The organism is Mycolicibacter hiberniae (assembly GCF_010729485.1).
GTDB classification, from domain to species: Bacteria; Actinomycetota; Actinomycetes; order Mycobacteriales; family Mycobacteriaceae; genus Mycobacterium; species Mycobacterium hiberniae.
The window spans coordinates 2,970,572-2,994,187 of sequence record NZ_AP022609.1 but is presented as its reverse complement, the minus strand read 5'-3'; the positions used below and the strand labels follow the sequence as shown (position 1 = coordinate 2,994,187).

Genomic DNA, 23,616 nt, shown 5'->3' with positions numbered 1-23,616 from the left:
TGTGGCCGCGCTCAATGATGTCGACGTCGTGGTGGTGGGGGCCGGTCCGGTCGGCCTGACTCTGGCCAATATTCTTGGCCTGCAGGGAATCCGCACTCTGGTCGTCGAGGACCGCGAGACGCTCATCGACTATCCCCGGGGGGTCGGGCTCGACGACGAGTCGCTGCGTACCTTCCAGGCGATCGGTTTGGTCGATGCCGTACTGCCGCACACCGTGCCGAACCAGATCCTGCGGTTCTACGACCGCCGCCGGCGGTTGCTGGCCGAAATGGCACCTGCCGAAGCCGGCTTCGGCTGGCCCAAGCGCAACGGTTTCGTGCAGCCGCTGGTCGACGCCGAACTGCTGCGCGGGCTGGAGCGGTTCGACCACGTCGAGGTGTTGTGGGGCCGCCCGATGACCGGATGCGAGGAAAGCCCCGGCGGTTCAGCGAGGCTCGACGCAGGAGAGGCGAAGCTGGGACCGCCGCATGAATCCGACTCGGTCGCCGTGCACATTGGCGGGGCGGAGCCGCAGACGGTGTCGGCTCGCTACGTCGTCGGTTGCGACGGGGGCCGCAGCGCCACCCGCCGGCTGATGGGAGTGTCCTTCGAGGGCACCACCTCCTCGACGCGCTGGCTGGTCGTCGACATCGCCAATGACCCTCTGGGACATCCCAACAGTGAGGTCGGCGCCGACCCGGCGCGCCCCTACGCCTCGATCTCGATCGCCCACGGCATCCGCCGGTTCGAGTTCATGATCCACGCCCACGAGACCGACGAGCAGGCGCAGGATCCCGAATTCGTGGCCGCCATGCTGGCCCCGTTCCTGCCGCGTCCGCACGACGTCGACGTGATCCGCCACCGGCTCTACACGCACCACTCCCGCATAGCCGGGGCCTTCCGCCGTGGCCGGCTTCTGTTGGCCGGCGACGCCGCCCATCTGATGCCGGTGTGGCAGGGCCAGGGTTACAACAGCGGGATCCGCGATGCGATGAACCTGGGCTGGAAATTGGCCGCGGTGGTACGGGGCCAGGCTCGCCCCAGCCTGCTGGACAGCTACGACACCGAGCGCCGCAAGCACGCCCGCGCGATGATCGACCTCTCCACCATGGTGGGCAAGGTGATCTCCCCGACCAACCGGAGGGTGGCGGGATTGCGCGACGGGGTGATCCGCGCGGCGTCGGCGGTGCCGACACTCAAGCGCTACGTGCTGGAGATGCGTTTCAAGCCGATGCCGCGTTACGAGCAGGGCGCGGTCGTCCATGACCAGCCACGTCGCCCCGACTCGCCGGTGGGCACGCTGTTCATCCAGCCCAGAGTCGATACCCGGGCCGGCGCAGACCTGCTGCTCGACGACGTGATCGGCGCCGGCTTCGCGGTGCTGGCCTGGAACAACAACCCCCGGGTGCTGCTCGGCGAAGAGGCGTTCGCCCGGTGGACGGCGCTGGGAGCCGGCTTCGCCGCGTTGCGGCCCTTGACCCAGCTGCACTGGACGCCGCCCGGCCAGACCGACGACCCCGCGGTCACCATCGTTGGAGACCGGACCGGACAGTTGAAGGCCTGGTTCGACCGCCACGAACAGTCGGTGCTGTTCCTGCGCCCGGACCGCTGCATCGCCGCGGCCTGTATCGCCCAGCGTGCACCGGAGGTCAGCGCGCTCCTGTTCGGTGCTTTGTCGCTGACGCCGACGGCGCCCAGCCCGCAAGGGGGTGAACGCCCCGATGGCACTGAGTCTGTGCTGCATGTCCCACAGCCCACTGCTGAATCTGCCGGGACCACCCCCTGATGTGATGGCCGACGTCGAGGCAGCGATCGAGCAGGCCGCCGCCTTCGTCGCCGACTTCGACCCGCAGCTGACGGTGGTGTTCGCGCCGGACCACTACAACGGCTTCTTCTTGCGCCTGATGCCGCCGTTCTGCATCGGCACCGCCGCCCAGGGCATCGGCGACTACGGGACCCACCTCGGGGCGCTCGACGTCCCCGCCGACCTCGCCGCAGAGTGTGCGGCGGCGGTACTGGAACAGGGTGTGGATCTGGCGGTTTCGGCAACGATGGATGTCGACCATGGCGTCGTGCAACCGCTGGAGCGCCTGTTCGGCGACGCAGCCGCATGCCCGGTCATCCCGATCTTCATCAACGCCGTAGCCGCCCCGCTGGGACCGCTGCACCGGACCCGGGCACTGGGGGCTGCGGTCGGGCGATACCTGGCAGGCCTGGACCTGCGGATCCTGGTCCTGGGTTCCGGTGGACTGTCGCATGATCCGCCCATCCCCACTCTTGCCACGGCGCCGCCCGCCACCCGCGACCGGATCCTGCACGGCACCGCCATGACCGCCGAACAGCGCCAAAGCCGACAGGACGCGGTGATCGCGGCGGCCCGTGACTTCGCGGCCGGGTCGGGGGCTCTGGCGCCACTGAACCCGGAGTTCGATGAGCGATTCCTGGCGATCGTCGACGCCGGAGCGCTCGAGGAACTAGACGCCTGGTCCAACTCTTTCATCACCGAGGCCGGCGGCGGGTCCGCGCACGAGATCCGCAGCTGGGTAGCGGCTTTCGGGGCGCTCGCCGCCCAGGGCAGCTACCGGACAGACCACCGCTATTACCGGGCCGCCCCAGAACTGATCGCCGGTTTCGCCGTCCGCACCGCCCAGCCCACGGAGGTGATCCGGTGAACGAACAGGTCGTCGATGTGCTGGTCATCGGTTCCGGCGGCGGCGGCATGACCGCCGCCTTGACCGCGGACGCACACGGCCTGGACACCCTGGTCGTGGAGAAGGCGCACTACTTCGGCGGATCCACCGCGCTGTCCGGCGGCGGCATCTGGGTGCCGGGGGCGCCGGCGCAGCGTCGGGAGGGCTATGCGCCCGACCCCGACGACGTGCTGACCTATCTGCGCGCGATCACCGACGGGCTGGTGAGCGAGGAACGGCTGCGGCAATACGTCGACAGCGCCCCGCGGATGATGGAGTTCCTGGAGCAGGCCAGCCCCTGGTTCGAGTTCGTCTGGAAGCCCGGTTACGCCGACTACTACCCGGAGCTTCCCGGTGGCTCGGCGTTGGGCAGCACCATCAACGTGCTCGCCATCGACCTGCGCAAGCTCGGTGACGAGGAACAAAACCTCCTCGCCCCCCTGGCGCTGGCGCCGCGGGGGATCTGGTTGGGGCCCAAAGATCTTCGGCTCTTCTACCAGGTCCGGCAATCGTGGCGGGGCAAAGCCGTCCTGGTCAAGCTGCTGTGGCGGATGTTCCGCGCCCGGGTGTTCGGAGACCGGATGGCCGCCATCGGCCAATCGCTGGCCGCCCGGCTCCGGCTCGCCATGGTCGAGCGCGACATACCGCTGCTGCTCGACACACCGATGACCGAGCTCATCACCGACGACTCCGGCGCGGTGATCGGTGCGATGGTGGCGCGCGACGGACGCACACAGCGCATCATGGCGCGCTGCGGGGTGATCCTGGCCAGCGGCGGCTTCGACCACGACCTGGCCTGGCGCAAGCAGCATCAGCCTGTGCTGGAACATGACTGGAGCTTCGGCAACCCGCTGGCCACCGGCGACGGCATCCGGGCCGGGATGCGCGTCGGCGCCGCCGCCGAGCTGCTCGATGAGGCCTGGTGGTTCCCGGCGTTGTGCTGGCCGGACGGGCGCCTGCAGTTCATGCTCAACGAACGCATGATGCCGTCGCAGTTCATCGTCAACGGAGACGGGGAACGGTTCATCAACGAAGCGGCGCCCTATATGGACTTTGCGCACGCCATGATCGCCGGGCAGAACTCCGGCGTCACACACATCCCGTGCTGGTTGATCACCGACCAGCGCTCCTTTCACCGCTATGTGGTGGCCGGGCACCTTCCAATCCCGAAGATCCCCGGCGCGCCGGTGCCGACCGGGCGCCGGATGCCCCAGGCCTGGCTGGATTCCGGGGTGGTCAAGACCGCCAGCACCTTCGAGGAGCTGGCCGGCGAGATCGGGATACCGCCGGAACGGTTGCGCAGCACCGCAAACCGGTTCAACGAACTGGCGCGCTCCGGCCACGACGACGACTTCAACCGCGGCGACAGCGCCTACGACAACTATTACGGCGATCCGACACTGCCCAATCCCAACCTGCACCCGCTGGGCGGGCCGCCCTATTACGCGTTCCGGATCATCCTCGGCGATCTGGGCACCTCCGGCGGCCTGTGCACCGACGAGCATGCCCGGGTGCTGCGCGCCGACGGCTCGGTGATCGGCGGCCTGTACGCGGTGGGCAACGCCGCGGCGCCGGTGATGGGGCGCAGCTACGCCGGCGCCGGAGCCACCATCGGCCCGGCGATGACCTTCGGCTATGTGGCAGCCCAACACCTTTGCACCCGAGAACAATCCGCCGAATCACAGACACCCCAACAACCGTCCAGGAGGAAACCGTGAAGATTTCGCTCTTCTACGAATTCGCGCTGCCGCGCCCGTGGTCCGACGACGACGAACACCTGCTGTTCCGCGACGGCCTCGATGAGGTGGAAGCGGCAGACAAAGCCGGTTTCTCGACGGTGTGGCTCACCGAGCACCACTTCCTGGAGGAGTACTGCCACGCCACGGCGCCGGAGATGTTCCTGGCCGCCGCCAGCCAGCGGACCAAGGACATCCGGCTCGGCTTCGGGATCATGCACCTGCCCCCGGTGGTCAACCACCCGGCCCGGGTGGCCGAGCGGGTTGCCACCCTGGACCTGCTGTCGGGCGGCCGGGTGGAGTTCGGGACGGGGGAGGGATCGTCGATCGCCGAGCTCGGCGGCTTCGGGATCGACCCCGCCGACAAACGCGCCCAGTGGGAAGAAGCTCTCGAGGTCTCGATCCGCTGTATGACCGAAGAACCGTTCACCGGATTCGACGGCCAGCACGTGCAGATGCCGGCCCGCAATGTCATTCCCAAGTCGCTGCAGAAGCCGCATCCGCCGGTCTGGGTGGCGTGCACCCGGCCTGCCTCAGTCCAGATGGCGGCGCAGAAGTGCATCGGTGCACTGAGTTTCGCCTATACCGGCCCCGGTCCGCTGGCCGAGCGGGTCAACGGGTACTACAAGGAACTCGAGGAGAACGGCGTCCCGGTGACGCCCCAGGTGAATCCCAACATTCTGGCCATCGGCGGCGACCTGTCCATGATGGTGGCTCCCACCGACGAGCAGGCAATCGCCCGTCTGGGGGTAGGCGGCGGATTCTTCTCGTTCGGGATCATGCATTACTACATGACCGGCGAGCACACACCGGGCCGAACCGGGGTGTGGCAACGCTATCTCGAAGAGGTGGACAAGGATCCGACGCTGGCCTACGGGCCGGGTCGCGGGGCGATCGGCAGCCCGGCGACCGCACGCGAGTTCCTGCGCGGCTACGAGGAGAGCGGGGTCGACGAACTCATCCTGCTGCTCAATCCGCGTAGCCATGAGGCCACCATGGAGGCCATCGAGCTGATGGGCACCCAGGTGCTGCCGGAGTTCATCGAGCGCGACGAGAAGGCGGTCGCCGAGAAGGCCAAGAGGCTGGAACCGGTTCTGGAGAAGCTCGAGGCCCGTCGTCCGAAGTCCACCGCGCCGGTTTTCGACGAGTCCTACGCGTTCGGCGGACTGCCGACCGGTCGGGGCGGCACGTTCACCGCCACCGAGATCCCCGAGGCGATGGCCGAGATGAACGAGGGCCGGGTGCAGGCCGCTCAACTGGCCAAGCAAGAACGGGAACGCGGCGGACAGTGAGCGCCGCGGCGTCTGAGCTGTGGCGCTACGACGGTCGACGAGCCGTGGTCACCGGCTGCGCCTCGGGAATCGGCGCGCAGCTGGTGGCGCAGCTCGGCGAACTCGGCGCGCACGTCACCGGCCTGGACCGAATCGAGACCGCGGCGGGCGTCGACGAATTCCATCCGATCGACCTGGTTGATCCAGAATCCATCGATCGCGCCGCCACCGCGATCAGGGCGGCCGGGCCGATCGACGCGTTGTTCAACGTCGCCGGGGTGTCCTCGGGCATCGGGGACCCGCAGCGGGTGGTCACGATCAACTTCCTGGGCATGCGCCAGCTCACCGAAGGGCTCCTGCCGGCGATGCCGTCGGGATCGGCCATCGCCAACGTGTCCTCGCTGGCCGCGGCGGCCTACCGCGAGAACGCGCAGACCACAGTCGGCCTGGTGAACTCCGAGGGAATGGCCGACGGATTACAGTGGTGCCGTGCCCATCCCGCCGCGCTCGCCGACGGCGGCTACCGATTGTCCAAAGAGGCGATCATCCTCTACGGCATGCTCAACGCCGAAGCGCTGGCGCAGCGCGGGATCCGGATCAACTGCACCGCGCCCGGCGTCACCGAAACGCCGATCCTCGATCAGTTGCGCAGCAGCTACGGACAGGGCTTTCTCGACGACATTCCCAAGCCGCTGGGGCGGGTCGCCGGCGCGGACGAACAGGCTGCACCGCTGGTGTTCCTGAACAGTCCAGCAGCCGGGTACATCACCGGCCAGGTGCTCTGGGTCGATGGCGGCAACATCAGCAGCCGGGCTGCCGCTGCGCTGGCGAAGGGGACGGTGCCATGGCCGGGTTGACCGAGTTCCGGCGGGTGGCTGAGAGCGTCCGCAACTGGGGGCGCTGGGGTGACGACGACGAGCTGGGGACCCTCAACCTCATCACGCCGGGCAAGATCGCCGCCGCCGCCGGTCTGGTGCGGCACGGCAAGGTGTTTCCGCTGGGGGTGGAGTTCGGATCGTCGGGGCCGCAGGGGGCCTTCCAGTTCCGGCACAACCCGATTCACGTGATGACCGTCGACGGCGGCGATGTCAGCACGCTGGCCGACTACGGCCCGCAGTGGCGCCAAAACCTGGTGGCTCAGCAGCTCAGCGAGTACTTCACCGACAACCCGTTTCGGTTCAACGACGACATGATCGTGATGCCGCTGCAGGCCGCCAGCCAGTGGGATGCGCTGTCGCACGTCTACTACGACGATCAGCTTTACAACGGATTCCCGGCGAGTTCGGTGACCAGCCTCGGCGCCTACCACTGCGGCATCGACAAAGTGGACGGCAAAGGGATCGTCTCGCGCGGAGTGCTGCTGGATGTGGTTGCCCATCGCGGCGCCGACACCTTCCTGCCGCTGGGCACCCCGATCACCCCGGACGAACTCGACGAGGTTGCCCGAGCCCAACAGGTCACCGTCGAACCCGGCGACATCGTGCTGATCAGAACCGGGTGGTGGCAAAGGTTTCGCGCCACCGGCGACGGCGCCGAGCCGGGAGCCGGACTGGATTGGCGGTGCGCCTCCTGGCTGCACGAGCACGACGTCGCGGCGGTGGCCGCCGACAACGTGATGGTGGAGAATCCGGTCTCCGGTGTCGAGGGAACCTATCTGCCGATGCACATGCTGTGCCTGCGTGACATGGGGCTGATGCTCGGGGAGTACTGGGATCTCGGCGCGCTCGCCGCAGACTGCGCCGCCGACGGCCGCTACGAATTCCAGCTGGTGGCGCCGCCGTTGCGGGTGACCGGCGGCGTCGGCTCGCCGGTGAACCCGATCGCGATCAAGTAGCCCCGACGGAGGAGCCCCGGTGTTGGTGTCCCGCAAGACCGTCATGGTGGACGGCCTGCACACGTCCTACCTGGAGGCGGGGGACCCGTCTGCCCCGGCAGTGGTCCTGTTGCACGGCGGTGAGTTCGGTGCGTCTGCCGAGATCGGTTGGGAGCGCACCATTCCCGCACTCGCCGAACGGTATCGGGTGCTCGCCCCTGATCTGCTCGGGTTCGGGGAGTCGGCCAAAGTGATCGACTTCAACGACGGACGCGGTATGCGGATTCGTCACGTGGCGCGATTCTGCGCGGAACTGGGCGTGCAATCCGCCGATTTCGTGGGCAACTCGATGGGCGCCATCATGCTGCTGGTCGACGCCACGTCGCAGGCAGCGGTGTTGCCGGTGCGCCGGCTGGTCGCCATCTGCGGCGGCGGCGAGATCCAGCAGAACGAGCACATGGCCGCGCTCTACGACTACGACGCGACGGTGCCCGCGATGCGCCGAATCGTGGCGGCGCTGTTCAGCGACCCGGCCTATCCGGCCGACGACGACTACGTGGCACGCCGCTACGCCTCGAGTGCCGCACCGGGCGCCTGGGAGGCCGTGGCGGCGGCGCGATTCCGCCGCCCCGGCGCGCAGCCCCCGCCGCCGGCGCCCAGCAGCCGTCCCTACGAACGCATTTCGGCGCCCACACTGGTGATCGAAGGTGCGTGCGACAAGCTGCTGCCGCCGGGCTGGGCTGCAAAGATCGCCGATCAGATTCCCGCCGGTCGCTCCGCGGTCGTGGACGCTGCCGGCCACTGCCCGCAGATCGAACAGGCCGAGCAGGTCAACGGCCTACTGCTGGACTTCTGCGCGGGCTGACCCGCCGTGGGAAACGGAGGCTATTGCCGTCCCGGTGATTCATCGGACCTCATGGGTGGTCGGTGGTGGTTGGGGTTGGAAGGGTTGGTACCACCACCATTGGGCGCGTTCGCCGGTGGGGCCGGGGCAGGGTGCGACTACTGGTGGGGGTCGCTTGGGTGGGCGGGCCAGTGATGCCGGGCTGAGCGGTCGGTCGGCCGCGTCGGTGACGACGAGGTGACTGGCTGGCCCGGTGATGGTGATGATGCCGCGGTGGTGCAGCCGGTGATGGTAGGGGCAGACCAGCACCAGGTTGGCGAGTTCGGTTTCGCCGCCGTCTTCCCAGTGCCGGATGTGGTGCGCGTGCAGGCCGCGGGTGGCTCCGCAGCCGGGAACCACGCAGGAGCGGTCACGGTGCTCCAGTGCGCGGCGCAACCGGCGGCTGATGGTGCGGGTCGACCGTCCCGACCCGATCACCTCGCCGTCGCGTTCGAACCACACTTCGCAGGTGGCGTCGCAGGTCAGGTATTGGCGTTCGTCGTCGGAGAGCAGTGGGCCCAGGTGCAGTGCCGCGGTCCGGTCTTGGACGTCGAGGTGGGCTACCACGGTGGTGTGCTGGGCGTGGGGCCGGCGGGTGGCCTCGGCATCCCATCCGGCTTCGACCAGACGCAGGAAGGCATCAGCGGTCGTGGGCAACGGCGGTGTCTGGTCTGTTGGGCGGCCGGAATCGTCGTGGTCGCGCTTGTACTGCGTTATCAGCGCATCGAGGTGAGACTGCAGTGCTGCGTCGAACTTGGCTGCGTCGAGGTGGTCGAGTTTGATGCGCCAGCAGGTGCCCCGCTCGTCGGTGACTTTGGTGATCGAGCGCACCGGTTCGGGCCGGGGTTCGGGTTCGGGTTCGGGGCGTGGTTCGAGTTTGACCGCGGTGCGCAGCTGGTTGACCGTGGCGACGGCGGCCAGTTGCGCGTAGTGCTCATCGGATCCGTCGGCGGCCCGGCTGGTGATGACGCCGACCTGATCCAACGACAGGCGGCCTTCGCGCATGCCTTGGGTGCAGTGGGGGAACGACTCTGCGCGCTGTGCCACGGTCGCGATCGTGTGCGCGTTGCCCGGGGACACACTGGTTTTCCAGGCCACCAATGCCGCCACCGAGCGTGCGCCGGTGGTTGCCCACAGTTCGTCGCGGTCGATCTCGGCGATGATGTCGACGATGCGCCCGTCGATGGCGTTGCGCTGGCCGGTCAGCTCCGACAACTCGCCGAACAGCACGTCAAGACGCTGATCGGGGGACAGCGCAGCGACGCCCGGCGGAGCAGTCGATGCGGCCGAGGACATGACGTCATCATCGCAGCAGGGTCTGACATCCAAGAGCCGCCGAATCCACGCGGTGATCAACCGATGTCGGGGCGTCCCGGCGGATTGGTGAACCAGATGTTCTCCTCGCGCAGGTTGCGGCTGCGCCAGCCGTCGGGGGTGCGGACCAGCTCGTGGTGGTGATAGCCGCCGCAGCAGCTCACGTCCGTCATCCCGGGCAGTTGCATGGGGTTGTAGAACATCGCCCGCACCGTCGCGGTATCACCGGAGTGCCCCAGGACTTCGATGTTGGTGACGTAGTGCATGGACATCGGGATAGCCGCAAAGCCCGCCGCCAACCAGTCGGCGACTTCGTCGCGGGTGCCACAGACGGCGCCGGCCGAGGTGTAGTCGATGACGGCGTCCTCGGTGAACACCGACCGGTACAGCGCCCGGTCCTTGGTGTCGACGGCGCGGGCGTACCGGTAGAGCAGGGCGGAGATGGCCAGCTGGTCGTCGGTCGGGCGGGGGGCTTGGGCGGTCATGCTCTGAGTTTCTCCCGAGAGCGCCGAGAATTTGCGAACATTGGGCAACCTGCCGACCCCGACAGCGGCAAAGCCGACTCCGTGCGGTGGGTCAGCGCTTCGGCGCTATGCCTTGCACACCAAGCTATTCCGGCTCCTCTGCCGAAATGACCGGACGTCGCACGTCGGGCGCCTGCTGCCCGGCCGCAGTCGTCCCGGACGCCGAAGAATTAAATCAGTCGCTTGACTGAATCTGGCAAAGCGGGTTGAGTCGGAGGCCGGTGGCAGCGGAAGGGCGCAGATGGGCAACGAGTTGGCCGGAAAGGTGGCGATCGTCACCGGGGGTGCATCGGGTATCGGCCGCGGGATCGCCGAGCGATTTCTCGCCGAGGGGGCACGGGTGGTCATCGCAGACCTCGACCGTGACCGCGGGGAGGCGCTCGCCGCCGAACTCGGCGCCGAGGCGACATTTCGGGTCACCGACGTCGCCGATCCGCTTCAGATAAGCGCACTGGTGGAGGCCGCCGTCGAGACGTTCGGTGGACTGGACATCATGGTCAACAACGCCGGCGTCTCCGGAACCATGCACAACCGGTTCCTCGACGACGACCTGGCCGACTTCCATCGGATCATGGCGGTCAACGTGCTCGGCGTGATGGCCGGCACCCGCGACGCTGCCCGGCACATGTCCAAGGCCGGCGGCGGGTCGATCCTCAATCTGACGTCGATCGGCGGCATCCAGGCCGGCGGCGGGGTGATGACTTACCGCGCCTCGAAAGCCGCCGTCATCCAGTTCACCAAGTCGGCGGCGATCGAGTTGGCGCACTATGACATCCGGGTCAATGCCATTGCCCCCGGCAATGTTCCGACGCCTTTCGTGGCGTCGTCGGCGGCGGCGAACCTGGACCCGGATGACCTGGCGCGGTTCGAAGCGGCGATTCGCGAGACCATGCGCGCCGACCGGCCGCTGAAGAGGGAGGGCACCGCGGCCGACGTCGCCGAGGCGGCGTTGTACCTCGCCGGTGAACGCTCCCGGTACGTCACGGGTGTGGTGTTGCCGGTGGACGGCGGGACGGTCGCGGGCAAGGCGATCCGTCGCCGCCCCAAGCCCGCCGAGTCGTCACCTAGTTAAATCAATCGCTTGACTTAAATGACTGTGCGCGGTTGACTGACGCCGTGACCACCGCTGATCGGGCCGCGCGCGCTGACCGGTCCAACAGCACGCGGGAGGCGATCCTGACCGCGGCCGAACAGCTGTTCGCCGAACACGGGGTCTTCGCGGTCTCCAACCGTCAGGTCAGCGAGGCCGCCGGTCAGGGCAACAACGCGGCGGTCGGATACCACTTCGGCACCAAGACCGATCTGGTGCGCGAGATCGAGCGACGCCACCGGGCGCCGGTCGAGCGGCTGCGCGAAGAGATGGTTTCGGCGGCAGTGCAGTCCACCGACCTGCGCGACTGGGTGTCGTGCCTGGTAAGGCCGCTCACCGATCACCTTGCTGCGTCGGGCAATCCGACCTGGTATGCGCGTTTTGCCGCACAGGTGATGGCCGATCCCGCCTACCACAACATCGTCGTCAAGGACGCGCTGAGTTCGCCGTCTCTGGTGCAGGTCATCGAGGGCATCAACGCCTGCCTGCCAGACCTTCCGGTCCGGGTCCACCAGGCGCGGAATGTGATGGCGCGCAATCTCTTGATGCACACCTGCGCCGAACACGAGCGCGCGGTGGCGGCGGGGGTCTCGGCGGCTGCCAGCTGGGCGGAGTCCGGGTCTGACCTCATCGACGCGATCGTCGGGCTGTGGCTGGCCCCGGTCACCGAAAAGACGGAAGGCCCGCAATGAAAGTGACCGCTGACCAGGATATCTGCGCCTCGTCGGGGCAGTGCGTCGGATTTGCACCCGCAGTCTTCGACCAGCGGGACGAGGACGGGGTCGTCGTCGTACTCGACCACAACCCGCCCGCGGGGCTGGCCGACACCGTGCGGGAGGCGGCCCGCACCTGCCCTTCCGGAGCCATCAAGATCGTCGAGGAGTGAGCGTGACCGACGCAACCATTGTCACCACCACAACGCCGGAATACCCGATGAGCCGCGATGGCCGGTGCCCTTTCGCGCCGCCGCCGGAGACCATGGCGCTGGCCGCGCAGGCCCCGCTGAGCCGGGTGCGGATCTGGGACGGCAGCACGCCCTGGCTGATCACCGGCTACGAGGCGGTCCGCGCCCTGTTCTCCGACCCCCGCGTCAGCGTCGACGACCACCAGCCCGGCTTTCCGCACTGGAACGAGATGATGCGCGCCAGCGTCGACCACCGGCCTAAATCGGTGTTCACCACCGATGGTGCCGAACACATTCGGTACCGGCGAATCCTGTCGCCGGCGCTGACCATGAAGCGCGTCGAGGCGCTGAAGTCCGTGACGCAGCGGATCACCGACGAGCACATCGATGCGATCCTGGCCGGACCGCAACCGGCCGACCTGATCGAGGGATTCGCACTGCCGATTCCGTCGCTGGTGATCAGCGAACTGCTCGGGGTGCCCTACGAGGACCACGAGTTCTTCCAGCAGCACGCCACCATGGGAGTGGACCGCAACGCCACCTCGGACGATCTGGCCGCGGGTGCCACCGAGCTCTCCAAGTACCTGGTCCAGCTGCTGGAGGCCAGGATGGCCGAGCCGGCCGACGACGTGGTCTCCGATCTGGCCAAGCGGGTGCGCAATGAGGAGCTGTCGGTGCGCGAGGCCACCCAACTGGGCACCGGGATGCTCATCGCCGGGCACGAGACCACCGCGAACATGATCGGCCTGGGCATCGTGGCGCTGCTGCATGAGTCCGACAGGATCGCCGAGAAGACTGCGGTGTTCCGCGGCGACGACGACGCCGCGATCGCCAACGCCGTCGAGGAGCTGCTGCGTTATCTGTCGATCATCCACACCGGCCAGCGCCGGGTGGCCGTCGAAGACATCGAGATCGCCGGCGAAACCATCCGCGCGGGTGAGGGGATCATCATCGACCTGGCGCCGGCCAACTGGGATGCCTCGGTCTTCCCCGAACCGGACACCCTCGACCTGGCGCGCCCGGCCCGTCAGCACATGGCGTTCGGCTTCGGTCCGCACCAGTGCGTCGGTCAGCAGCTGGCCCGCGCGGAGATGGTGATCGCCTTCCGCACGTTGTTCCGGCGCATCCCCACGCTGAAGCTGGCGGTGGACATCGACCAGATCCCCTTCAAGAACGACCGGCTCGCCTACGGCGTCTACGAACTCCCCGTCACCTGGTAACCGCCCGATTGGAAGTGGATTGACATGTCCAGCACATCAACTCAAGGCGTCGCGTTCTATCCCCCCGGCGGCTACGGGGCACCCAAGGACCGGCACGGGCAGGCCGGTGTCGGCTTGGGTAATGTCGGCCTGCCGGCCGGTACCGAGGTGTTCTCCGCCGACAACCACATCTCCATCGCCGACGACATCTTCTACCAGCGGTTCCCCGAGGACCTCAAGGACAAGGCGCCGCGGATCTGGTACGAGGACGGCGCCTACATGGTCGGCCGCAAGGGGCAGTCGTTCCTGCCGGGCGATTTCTCGGCGGTGCTCATGCAATACGACGATCTGGCCGGGGCGGCCAGCAGCAATATCGAGGCCCGCATCCGGGAGCTCGCCTCCGACGGCGTCGACAGGGAACTCGCGTTTCCGAACGCTGTACTCGCACTGTTTCACTTCCCCGACAAGGAGCTGCGGGAACGGGTCTTTCGGATCTACAACGAGTACATGGCCGAGTTGCAGGAACAGTCCGACGGCCACTTCTACGGGGTGGGACTGATCAACTGGTGGGACCCCGCCGGAACCCGGCGAACCCTCGAAGAGGTGAAATCCCTGGGCCTCAAGACGTTCCTGCTGCCGCTGAATCCCGGGAAGGGCGATGACGGCAACATCATCGACTTCGGTGCCCGGGCGATGGATCCGGTGTGGGATGAGATCGAACAGGCCGGATTGCCGATCACCCACCACATCGGTGAGACTCCGCCGAAGACGCCCTGCGAGATCAACAGCGTCGTGGTGGGCATGATGGTCAATGTCGACTCGTTCCGCGAGCAGTTCGCCAAGTACCTCTTCTCCGGCATCCTGGACCGCCACCCGGGACTGCGGATCGGCTGGTTCGAAGGCGGGATCGCCTGGGTTCCCACCGCTTTGCAGGACGCCGAGCACCTGCTCGCCTCCTACCAGCACATGTTCACCCACCAGCTCCAGCACGACATCCGGCACTATTGGGACACCCACATGAGCGCGTCGTTCATGGTGGACCCGCTCGGCCTGCGGCTGATCGACCAGATCGGGGTGGACAAGGTGATGTGGTCGTCGGACTACCCGCACAACGAGAGCACCTTCGGCTACTCGGAGAAGTCACTGGCCGGTGTGGTCAATGCCCTGGGACCAGAGGATGCGGCGAAAGTGGTGAGCGGCAACATCAAAGCCTTCCTCGGGCTGTGATACCGCCCGTGACATCACGTCCACCGGTGCATACGTAGCGCCAGTTGAAGGAGCAGATCGCCAATGTCAGACACAGCCGGGGACTCGGGACGGCCCTCCGCGGAAGAGATCATCCGGTACCGCAAGGACCCGGCCACCAAGATCGCCACCATCACCTTTGACCGCCCGGAATACCTCAACGCGCCGACCTCGTCCGCGCGCCTGCGCTACGCGGACCTGCTGCGCGCCGCAAGCGTTGACAACGACGTGAAAGTGGTGGTGATCCGCGGGGTGGGGGACAACCTGGGCAGCGGCGCCGACCTTCCCGAATTCATGGAGGGCGTCGCCGATCCGGACAAGCGGCTGGCCGAACTGCGCCTGGAGGGCATGGACGTCAGCTACCCGCCCCAGGGCACGTTCCGCAACGGCGCCACCATCAGCGCGTGGTACGCCAATGTGCAGGCTGGAAACCGGCCACTGCAGGAGCTCAAGAAGATCAGCATCGTCGAAGCCAAGGGCTACTGCTACGGCTGGCATTTCTACCAGGCCGCAGACGCCGACCTGGTGATCTCCAGCGACGACGCGCTGTTCGGCCACCCATCTTTCCGGTACTACGGATGGGGGCCGCGGATGTGGACCTGGGTGCAGATGATGGGGCTGCGCAAGTTCTCCGAAATGGTCTTCACCGGAAGACCGTTCACCGCCGCCGACATGGAGAAGTGCAACTTCCTCAACAAGGTGGTGCCGCGCGACCAGCTCGAAGCCGAGGTCGACAAGTACGCGCTGGCCTGCTCCCGTAACCGCCCGGTGGACACCGTATTCATGCAGAAGATGTTCTTCGAGGTCTACAAGCAGCATCAGGGCGAGTACATGGGCAGCCTGTTGTCGGCGTTCTTCGAGTCGATGGGGTCCGGCGTTGCTCCCGACGTCGACGACCTGATGATCGACGACGCGATCGAATCCGGACTCAGCGGAGCGGTCAAGGACAACGACTCCAGATTCCCGCCCGACTTCCGCTTGAGCAAGTCGAGTCGCGACGCGGAATCCTGACGCCGTGGGGCCGCTGCACGGCTATACCGTCATCGATCTGTCCGACGGCATCTCCGGCGCGTATGCCACCAAGATGCTCGCCGACGGCGGGGCACTGGTCATCAATGTCGAGCCACCGCAAGGGGACGCACTACGCGGCTGGTCGGCCTCGCACGCGGTGGTCGATGCCGGCGCCGGCGGTGCGCTGTTCAGCTTCCTGGGGTGCTCCAAGCACAGTGTCGTCGCCGATCCCAACGATCCCGCCGACATCGAATGGGTACACACCCTGCTGGCCTCCGCTGACGCGGTCGTGTGGTCGCGCCAGGGAGTCGTCGGCCGGCACCCGTCGTTGGCGCCCGCGGAGATTCACCGGCGGCACCCGCATCTGGTGGTCACCGCCATTACGCCCTTCGGGCTGGACGGTCCGTGGCGGGATCGCCCGGCCACCGAGTTCACCCTGCAGGCCTGGTCGGGGGGAGCGGTCGGTCTCGGTCGCGGAGCCCAGGATCGGGCACCGGTGCACATCGGCGGGCAGGTGGGCGACTGGCTCGCCGGGGCCTACGCCGCGGCCATGACCTTGGCGTCGCGGCTGCGTGCCTTGCGCGACGGTCGCGGAGAACTGATCGACCTCTCGGCCCTGGAAGCCCAGATACTCGGCCTCACTTACTATCCCGTGACCTACTTCGAAATGCTGGGGCGCCCGTGGCGGTCCGAGCGCAGGCCGACGGTACCGGGCGTGGCGCAGGCCGCCGACGGTCTGGTCGCGCTGGGCTGTGGCACCGCCCAGCAGTGGTTCGACCTGTGCGTCATGACCGGCCATGACGAGTGGATCGACGAGGACTCGCCGCTGTCGATCACCGAGCAGGCGAACCTGCACGCCCCCGAACTCTACGAGTGGGTGCGCAATCACACCGTCGAGGAGGTCCGCGACCTGGCCTCGGCGTTCCGGATACCGAACTCGCCGGTCGGCAACGGCGCGAACGTCGCAGGCTTCGACCACTTCCGGCATCGGCGGCTGTTCACGTGCAATCCGCGGGACGGGTTCATCCAGCCGGCGCCCCCCTACCGGCTGGATGGTGTGGCGCCTGCCGAGCCGGCTCCGGCGCCGCACCTGGGCGAACACACCGACACCTACCGGCGCCTGCCGCCGCGGCGGCGAACTGCCCCCGTCTCGCCGGCCCCTGATGACCGACTGCCGCTCAAGGGCATACGTGTGCTGGACATGACCACCTTCTGGGCCGGCCCGTCGTGCACTCACCTGCTCGCCATGCTCGGTGCCGAGGTGATCCATCTGGAGTCCGCCCGCCATCCCGACGGCACCCGGCTGATCGCCGGAATACCGGTCAGCGAGGAGTCGTGGTGGGAACGTTCACCGATATTCTCCGCACTCAACACCAACAAGAAGAGCCTCACCCTGGACTTCGCGACCGAGGACGGCCGCGACGTGCTGCACCGTCTGATCGCGGACTGCGACGTCATCGTCGAGAACTTCACCCCGCGGGTGATCGAGAACCTCGGCCTGGATTTCGGGTTCGTGCAGTCGCTGCGCAATGACGTGATCATGCTGCGGATGCCCGGATTCGGCCTGGACGGCCCTTGGCGGGACAACCCGGCCTTCGCCTACGTCATCGAAGACGCCGCCGGGCTGAGCTGGCTGACCGGTTACCCCGACCGCAACCCGTACGAGCCGTACTCGATCGGCGACCCGAATGCGGGTGTGCACGCGCTGACCGCGCTGCTGCTGGCACTGGAGCACCGGCGCCGGACCGGCGAGGGAGTCCTGGTGGAGGCCGCCATGATCGACGCCGCCCTCAACATCGCCGCCGAGCAGGTGATCGAATACTCGGCAAACGGTGCGTTGCTGCAGCGCGACGGAAACCGCGGACCCGCGGCCGCTCCGCAGAACTTCTACCGGACCACCGGAGTCGACGAATTCGGGCGAGAAGACTGCTGGGTCGCGATTGCGGTCGCCACCGACGAGCAGTGGACGGGCCTGTGCGGTGCGCTGGGCGACCCGTCCTGGGCCGCCGACCCGGCCCTGTCCGACGCTGCCGGGCGGCGCGCCCAGCACGACGCCATCGACCAAGAGCTGTCCGCCTGGTGCGCTACCCGCAGCGCCGACGAGGTCGTCGAGACACTCTGGGGCGCCGGGGTTCCGGTGGCCAAGGTGATGCAGCCGCATCGCCAGACCGAGTTGCCGCAGTTGGCCGCGCGGGACTTCTTCGAGCAGGTGGGCCACCCGCTCAACGGTCCCGCATCCCACAGCACGCTGCCGGCCCGGCTCTCGCGCGGGCCGCGGACGGTTCACGCCCGCCCCGCGCCGTTGCTCGGTCAGCACAACCATCAGTTGCTCACCGAGCTGGGCCTCACCGAGACCGAGATCGCGGCGCTTGCAGCCGCCGGCGTCATCGGCAATGCACCTGCCTAGGCCGCGAGCTCGATCGAATCCAGCAGCGCGAGAACGGTGTTATTCGGCAGCAGCGTCGAGGGCGTCCAGCGCCCCGCGGGTGTCCAGGTCGGTGAACACCGCGGCGTAGTGCTGCGCGAAGGCCAGACTGATATCCGGCCGTTGCCAGTTGTCGCCACCAGACAGGGTCGCGATCCAGATCGCCAGACCGTGCGCCGCGGTATTCCTCGAGCAGCGCGCGTTCGCCGGCCCGCCGGTCGGTGGTGGTCAGTGCACCCTGCAGGAAATAGCCCACGTCCAAGGAGACATTGCCGCGCCGCACCATCTGCCAGTCCAGGAAGCCGACGTCGCCATCGGGCAGCACGTAGGTGTTGCCGAGTCGGCGTGCTGGGGGTCGATGGCTTTGGCGAACACGGTGGCCGGCCTGCTGCCGGCGGCGTAACTCAGGGCCAGGCGGGCGCGCCGATTGGTGCGGTTGTCGCGGGCTGCGACCGAGACCGCGTCCACGACCGCCCCGGGTGGTGAGCGCTGAGCGCAGCGCTCATCCACTCCGGGGATATCGCTTCCCAGCTGTCCGGAGTCGCCGAGGCGGTTATTTCAGGCAGCTTCCCGCGTCCACGGGCAGGGTGACTCCGGTGATGTAGCGGGCCTCGTCGGATACCAGGAAAAGCACGGCGTTGCTGATATCCACCGCGTCCACCCACGGAACGGGCAAGGTGTGGAACATCTGGCAGATGGGCGCCATGTCGTCGGGGCCCGGGTTCTCCAGGTCCGGACGGAACATCTTCCAGGTGCCCTCGTTCATGATCATGCCGGTGCTGACATGAGTGGGGTGCACGGTGTTGACGCGGATGTTGTGGTGACCCAACTCCACGGCGAAGGAGCGCATGATCCCCACGACGCCGTGCTTGGCCGCGACATAGTTGCCGCAGTGCGGGTAGGCCTTCAGCCCGCCGACGGAGCTGGTCAGGACGATAGAGCCGCCCTTTCCTCCGGAAATCAGATGCGGCACACCGGCCTTGACGGTCTTCCACACACCCGACAGGTTGATGTCGATCATCTCCTGCCAGTCGTGTTCGGTGCACTGGTCGAGGGTGTCGCCGCCGTTGCCGATGCCGGCGTTGGCGACGATGATGTCCAGGCCGCCCAGTTCCTCCACTCCGGCGTCTACCGCGGCCTTGAGGCCGTCGAAGTCGCGCACATCGACTTCGGCCGTGAAGATCCGGCGGCCCCGAGCCTTGACCAGGTCGACGGTCTCCGCCAGTTCCTCGGGAGTGGCCGGCGGAATCGGCGAGTTCTCCACGATCGGCTTACAGACGTCAATCGCGATGATGTCGGCGCCCTCCTCGGCCAGCCGCACCGCGTGGCTGCGGCCCTGACCGTGGGCCGCGCCAGTGATGAATGCGACCTTGCCCTCAACACGTCCAGCCATGGCATTAACCTCAATTCGTAACTTGTAGAAGTGGATTCATCTGATTTGTGCCGGCATGGACTCCCAGCCGCGGACCGTGGACGTCGGTGACAGTGCGGCCTTGGTGAGGTCGACGTCCCACTCGGGAAAGCGCTTGAGCACCTCCTCCAGCGCGATACGCCCTTCCAGCCGCGCCAGTGCGGCACCCAGGCAGTAATGCGCGCCCACGCTGAACGTCAGGTGCTGGCGGGCTTCGCGGTGGATGTCGAAGACATCGCCGTCGGGGGCGAAGCGGCGATGGTCGCGGTTGGCCGCCCCGATCAGCATCATCATCACGGCGCCTTCCGGCACGGTCTGGCCGTAGTACTGCACATCGCGGGTGACGTAGCGGGCGACGTGCGGCGCCGGCGCTTCGAAGCGCAGCAGTTCTTCGATGGCCTGCGGGATCAGCGCCGGGTTCTGTACCAGGTCGCGGCGCTGATCGGGATGCTCGGCCAGCACCTTGCCGGTCCAGCCGATCAGCCGGGTGGTGGTCTCGTTTCCGGCCCCGGCCACCAGCATCACGTACATCAGCAACTCGTCACGCGAGAGCCGCCGGGTGGTGCCGGATTCGTCGGTGAACTCGACATTGAGCAACTCCGTCATGATGTCGTCGGACGGATGCTTCACACGCCAGTCGAGGTAGTCGGCGAAGATCGAGCCGTCGTCGAACCCGTCCGAGGCGATGCTCATCGGCTTTCCGGCCTCGGTGCGCATGTTGTCGTTCGAGCGGTCCCGAATGATCTCCTGGTCCGCCTCGGGGATGCCCACCAGCATGCCGATGACCCGCATGGGCATCTGCGCGCCCAGGTCGGCGACGAAGTCCAGGCTTCCGGTTCCGATCAGCGGATCAAGACACCGGGCGCAGTATTCGCGGATCTTGGACTCGAGTTCGGCGATCTTGCGCGGCGTGAACATCCGGGCCAGCAGTTTGCGATGGATGTCGTGTACCGGCGGATCCTCGAAGAGGATCAGACCCGGGGGGATGGGGGTGTTGGCCTTGATCAGCTCGAGAATCGCGCCGCGCGCCGAGCTGAAGGTCTGGTGATCGACGAGCGCCTTGTTGACGTCGTCGAACCGGGTCAGCGCGTAGAAGTCGTGCTCGGCGTTGTAGTAAAGCGGCGCCTCTTCGCGAAGCCGGCGAAACATCGGATACGGGTCATTGTTGAGGTCGACGTCATAGGGGTCGTAGCGGACGTCCTCAGTGGTGGTCACCGTCATGGCTATGCGTCCCTCGTCTCGGCAGGGCAGCGGTTCACAGGCCGGCGCTGACAGGTGCGGCTACCGGGGTGAATTCCAGGTGCAGTTCGGTCAGGCCACGCAGGATGAAAGTCGGTTCGAAGGTGAACCGGCGATCTCCGGCCGGGCCGTGCTGGGCCTCATCGAGCCGGATGTCGGTCATGCGGTCCAGGATTCGCTCCAGCGAGATGCGGCTCTCGGCACGTGCCAACGGTGAGCCCGGACAGGTGTGGCTGCCCCGGGCGAATGCCAGGTGCTCGCGCACATTGGGCCGGTCGATGCGCAGTTCGTGCGGGTTCTCGAACTTGCGCGGGTCGCGGTTGACCGCGCCGGGGAACATCACCACCACGGTGCCGGCTTTGAGTTCGACGCCACCCAGGGTGGTGGTCTTGCGCACCAGCCGGGGGTCGGTCTTGACCGGGCTCTCCAGGCGCAGGGTCTCCTCGAGGAAGTTCGGGATCTTGCTGCGGTCACTGCGCAGCTGCTCGACCAGCGACGGGTCCTCGGCCATGAACCGCAGTGCGGCACTGAGCAGCTTGGTGGTGGTCTCCTGGCCGGCGCCGAACAGGAATGTGGCGCTCTTGACCACGTCGGCGATCTCGGGAATCGAGCCGTCCTCGTAGGTGGCGGTGGCCAGGTCGGTCAGCACGTCGCCGCGCGGGCTCTCCCGCCGGTCGCGCAGGTAGCGGCTGAACTTGTCGTCCAGCCAGGCCAGGGGGTCGTGGGCCAGTTCTTCGTGGTCCAGCGATCCGATGCGGGCACCGGGCTGCGGTGCGCCGAGCACCTGCTGGAACGCCGGCCGGTCCTCGTCGGGCACGCCGAGCAGGTCGGCGACCACCAGCAGGGCGAACGGCCGGGCATAGGAGGTGAGGAATTCGCAGGTGCCGCTGTCGATGAAGTAGTTGAGCTGGCGGTCGGCCAGCTGCCACATGAAGTCCTGGTTCTCCTTGAGCCGCTTGGGCGTGAGCAGCCGGCTCAGCAGCGACCGGGCTTTGGTGTGCATCGGCGGGTCCATGGTGACCATGTGCTCGGTCATCGGCATCAGATGGCGATGCGCCTCGATCTGCTCGCTGATGTCGTCGCCCTCGGGGGTGAACGGCAGGGGCGGGAACGGCCCGCCGACCGCGACCAGGTTGGAATAGGTGTCGGAGTCGCGATAGATCTCGTTGGCCTCTTCGTGACCGGTCACCGCGACCACGTCGTACACCCCCAGTGGGGTGACCGGATTCTGGGCCCGCAGGTAATCGAAGTACGGGTGGGGATCGGGCACCAGAGACTGATCGGTGAAGAAATCGATCGTGGCGAAGTCAGTCAACATGGACCTCTCTGCAGAACGGGCTGACAGCTGCTGTGCACCTGCTTAGCATGGGCGGAGTTGGGGGTCAAGGGTTGCGGCGGCACTACGATGGCCGCCGTGGGTGTAACGGTGCCGACGATGATGCGGAGCGAACGGGATGTCCGAATCGGGTAAGGGACAGCGCAGAATTGGGGCCCCGGACGCGAAAAACCGAACCCTGTTGCTCGACGCCGCCGAAGAGCTTCTGCTGACCGCCGGTGCCGGCGCCGTCAGCTCGCGTCGCGTCGCCGAGCGGGCCGGGCTCAAGCACCAGCTCGTGCACTATTACTTCCGCACGATGGACGATCTGTTCCTGGAGATGTTCCGCCGGCGCGGCGATCAGGGGTTGGCTGAGCAGGCGGCGGCGTTGGCGTCGCCGCAGCCGCTGTGGGCGCTGTGGCGATTCAACACCGATCCGGCGTGGACGGCGCTGACCATGCAGTTCATCACTGTCGCCAACGAGCGTGCGGCCCTGCGGAGCGAGATCGCCTCGTATGCCGAACGGCTGCGCGCCGAACAGGTCGCGGCCGTCGCCGGACTGCTGGAGCGGTACGGCATCGATGACGTGGAGTTCCCGCCGACGGTGCTGATGGTGCTGATGACCAGCGCCTCGCGGATGCTGATCATCGAGCACGAGGCATTGGGTATGACCCTCGGTCATGCCGAGACCGTCGAGTTCGTCGAGCGTTGGCTGACCCGGCTCGAGGGTGATCCGCCGCCAGAGACGCAGCCCTTCGGCGGCGGGCCGGCCTCGGGTCGCATCGGCCATTAGCGCTGTTTTCTGCCCTGTTGGAGACGATCTGCGGCTTCCCAGTGCTCATCGGCTACCCACAGCCGGGCGAAGGCGCCCACCGCCTCGTCCGCCGACGCCCCGCCGAGCACCCGCTTGATCTCACCGGCCGAGGGGTTCGCCAATGACCGGGCCAGGGCGCGCCATTCGGCGTCGAAGGAGTCGCGGGGTACCACCCGGTTGATCAGGCCGATCCGTTCGGCGGCCGCGGCCTCGAGCACGGTTCCGGTTCCGGCCAGCAGCAATGCCTGACTGCGTCCGACCAGCGCGCCCAGTCGCTCGGCGCCGCCCCAGGCCGGCATGATCGCCAATGACACCTGATTGAACGCGATCTTGATGTCCGCGGCCGCGATACGGATGTCTGCGGCGACCGCGACTTCGGCGCCGCCGCCCAGCGCGTGGCCGTTCAGTGCGGCGATCACCGGCGCCGGAAACGCCGCGATCCGATCGCACAGGGTGCGCATCCGCCACGCCATGGCCGCGGCTTCGGCCTCGGTGCGCAGAGCGGCGAGCTGTTTGAGGTCACCGCCGGAGACGAAGGCGCGATCGCCACCGCCGGTGATCACCAGTGCCTGCGCCCCGGCGACTTTGTCCAGCGCCCGGTCGAGCTGCTCCATGGTCTGGGGCGCGATCGCGTTGCGGGCCTGTGGCCGGTCGATGGTGATGACGGCCAGGCCGTCCTCCAGCTGCACGTCCAGGTCATCCGGACAGTCGTGACCCATGGCTCTCCGCTCAAGATATTGGCATTCTCAAAAA

21 protein-coding genes and 1 pseudogene are annotated in these 23,616 nt (G+C 67.5%); 15 read left to right on the top strand and 7 right to left on the bottom strand.

What is annotated here, in order from left to right:
- Position 1 precedes the first annotated feature (1 nt).
- The 7 genes from G6N14_RS14180 to G6N14_RS14150 are packed head-to-tail and all read left to right on the top strand — an operon-like array spanning position 2 to position 8,354.
- A complete protein-coding gene (locus tag G6N14_RS14180) occupies positions 2-1,765 on the top strand; it encodes a bifunctional 3-(3-hydroxy-phenyl)propionate/3-hydroxycinnamic acid hydroxylase (protein WP_234808921.1) in 1,764 nt (587 codons plus the stop codon).
- Positions 1,722-2,651 (top strand): 3-carboxyethylcatechol 2,3-dioxygenase, encoded by a 930-nt coding sequence (locus tag G6N14_RS14175; RefSeq protein ID WP_234808920.1) that lies wholly within the window; start codon positions 1,722-1,724, stop codon positions 2,649-2,651. The genes G6N14_RS14180 and G6N14_RS14175 overlap by 44 nt, the downstream gene beginning before the upstream one ends.
- 47 nt (positions 2,652-2,698) lie before the next feature.
- The gene (locus tag G6N14_RS14170) at positions 2,699-4,387 is read left to right on the top strand and encodes an FAD-binding protein (protein ID WP_234808927.1); all 1,689 of its coding nucleotides are present in this window, start codon (positions 2,699-2,701) and stop codon (positions 4,385-4,387) included.
- Entirely contained in the window at positions 4,384-5,697 is a 1,314-nt protein-coding gene (locus G6N14_RS14165; RefSeq protein ID WP_085135698.1) for an LLM class flavin-dependent oxidoreductase, read from the top strand. Before G6N14_RS14170 ends, G6N14_RS14165 begins: the two co-directional genes overlap by 4 nt.
- Positions 5,694-6,533, top strand: a complete 840-nt coding sequence (locus G6N14_RS14160) for a coniferyl-alcohol dehydrogenase (protein ID WP_085135697.1) — start codon at positions 5,694-5,696, stop codon at positions 6,531-6,533. Before G6N14_RS14165 ends, G6N14_RS14160 begins: the two co-directional genes overlap by 4 nt.
- Positions 6,521-7,510, top strand: coding sequence for a cyclase family protein (locus G6N14_RS14155; RefSeq protein WP_085135696.1), 990 nt, complete (start codon positions 6,521-6,523; stop codon positions 7,508-7,510). The genes G6N14_RS14160 and G6N14_RS14155 overlap by 13 nt, the downstream gene beginning before the upstream one ends.
- A gap of 43 nt (positions 7,511-7,553) precedes the next feature.
- Complete coding sequence (locus G6N14_RS14150; protein WP_085135819.1) at positions 7,554-8,354, top strand: alpha/beta fold hydrolase; 801 nt, start codon at positions 7,554-7,556, stop codon at positions 8,352-8,354.
- A 39-nt stretch (positions 8,355-8,393) separates the two neighbouring features.
- Here G6N14_RS14150 and G6N14_RS14145 read toward each other — a convergent pair whose 3' ends face one another.
- Both G6N14_RS14145 and G6N14_RS14140 read right to left on the bottom strand, forming a co-directional pair.
- Positions 8,394-9,668 (bottom strand): HNH endonuclease signature motif containing protein, encoded by a 1,275-nt coding sequence (locus tag G6N14_RS14145; RefSeq protein ID WP_163787166.1) that lies wholly within the window; start codon positions 9,666-9,668, stop codon positions 8,394-8,396.
- A 56-nt stretch (positions 9,669-9,724) separates the two neighbouring features.
- Entirely contained in the window at positions 9,725-10,171 is a 447-nt protein-coding gene (locus G6N14_RS14140; RefSeq protein ID WP_085137261.1) for a nuclear transport factor 2 family protein, read from the bottom strand.
- A gap of 280 nt (positions 10,172-10,451) precedes the next feature.
- Between G6N14_RS14140 and G6N14_RS14135 the strand changes: the two genes are divergently transcribed.
- From G6N14_RS14135 to G6N14_RS14105, 7 genes are all read left to right on the top strand, one after another.
- Entirely contained in the window at positions 10,452-11,282 is an 831-nt protein-coding gene (locus G6N14_RS14135) for an SDR family NAD(P)-dependent oxidoreductase (protein ID WP_085137263.1), read from the top strand.
- A 32-nt stretch (positions 11,283-11,314) separates the two neighbouring features.
- Entirely contained in the window at positions 11,315-11,992 is a 678-nt protein-coding gene (locus G6N14_RS14130) for a TetR/AcrR family transcriptional regulator (protein ID WP_275986157.1), read from the top strand.
- Positions 11,989-12,186, top strand: a complete 198-nt coding sequence (locus G6N14_RS14125; protein WP_085137267.1) for a ferredoxin — start codon at positions 11,989-11,991, stop codon at positions 12,184-12,186. Before G6N14_RS14130 ends, G6N14_RS14125 begins: the two co-directional genes overlap by 4 nt.
- Before the next feature lie 47 nt (positions 12,187-12,233).
- Complete coding sequence (locus tag G6N14_RS14120; protein WP_085137430.1) at positions 12,234-13,424, top strand: cytochrome P450; 1,191 nt, start codon at positions 12,234-12,236, stop codon at positions 13,422-13,424.
- Between the two features lie 24 nt (positions 13,425-13,448).
- Entirely contained in the window at positions 13,449-14,630 is a 1,182-nt protein-coding gene (locus tag G6N14_RS14115; protein WP_085137269.1) for an amidohydrolase family protein, read from the top strand.
- A gap of 63 nt (positions 14,631-14,693) precedes the next feature.
- Positions 14,694-15,659, top strand: coding sequence for an enoyl-CoA hydratase/isomerase family protein (locus G6N14_RS14110; RefSeq protein ID WP_085137271.1), 966 nt, complete (start codon positions 14,694-14,696; stop codon positions 15,657-15,659).
- Between the two features lie 4 nt (positions 15,660-15,663).
- A complete protein-coding gene (locus tag G6N14_RS14105) occupies positions 15,664-18,066 on the top strand; it encodes a CaiB/BaiF CoA-transferase family protein (protein WP_085137273.1) in 2,403 nt (800 codons plus the stop codon).
- A gap of 39 nt (positions 18,067-18,105) precedes the next feature.
- Here G6N14_RS14105 and G6N14_RS14100 read toward each other — a convergent pair.
- The 4 genes and pseudogenes from G6N14_RS14100 to G6N14_RS14085 form a co-directional block, all read right to left on the bottom strand.
- Positions 18,106-18,641 (bottom strand): annotated as a pseudogene (locus tag G6N14_RS14100) (oxidoreductase family protein).
- Complete coding sequence (locus G6N14_RS14095) at positions 18,638-19,477, bottom strand: mycofactocin-coupled SDR family oxidoreductase (protein ID WP_085129936.1); 840 nt, start codon at positions 19,475-19,477, stop codon at positions 18,638-18,640. Before G6N14_RS14095 ends, G6N14_RS14100 begins: the two are co-directional and overlap by 4 nt.
- A gap of 36 nt (positions 19,478-19,513) precedes the next feature.
- Positions 19,514-20,716, bottom strand: coding sequence for a cytochrome P450 (locus tag G6N14_RS14090; protein ID WP_085137275.1), 1,203 nt, complete (start codon positions 20,714-20,716; stop codon positions 19,514-19,516).
- 34 nt (positions 20,717-20,750) lie between these two features.
- Positions 20,751-22,049, bottom strand: coding sequence for a cytochrome P450 (locus tag G6N14_RS14085; protein ID WP_085137432.1), 1,299 nt, complete (start codon positions 22,047-22,049; stop codon positions 20,751-20,753).
- Between the two features lie 139 nt (positions 22,050-22,188).
- Here G6N14_RS14085 and G6N14_RS14080 point away from each other — a divergent pair, with 139 nt between their 5' ends.
- Entirely contained in the window at positions 22,189-22,842 is a 654-nt protein-coding gene (locus G6N14_RS14080) for a TetR family transcriptional regulator (RefSeq protein ID WP_085137277.1), read from the top strand.
- Here the strand turns inward: G6N14_RS14080 and G6N14_RS14075 are convergent.
- Positions 22,839-23,582, bottom strand: a complete 744-nt coding sequence (locus G6N14_RS14075) for an enoyl-CoA hydratase/isomerase family protein (RefSeq protein ID WP_085137279.1) — start codon at positions 23,580-23,582, stop codon at positions 22,839-22,841. The genes G6N14_RS14080 and G6N14_RS14075 overlap by 4 nt on opposite strands.
- Positions 23,583-23,616 lie beyond the last annotated feature (34 nt).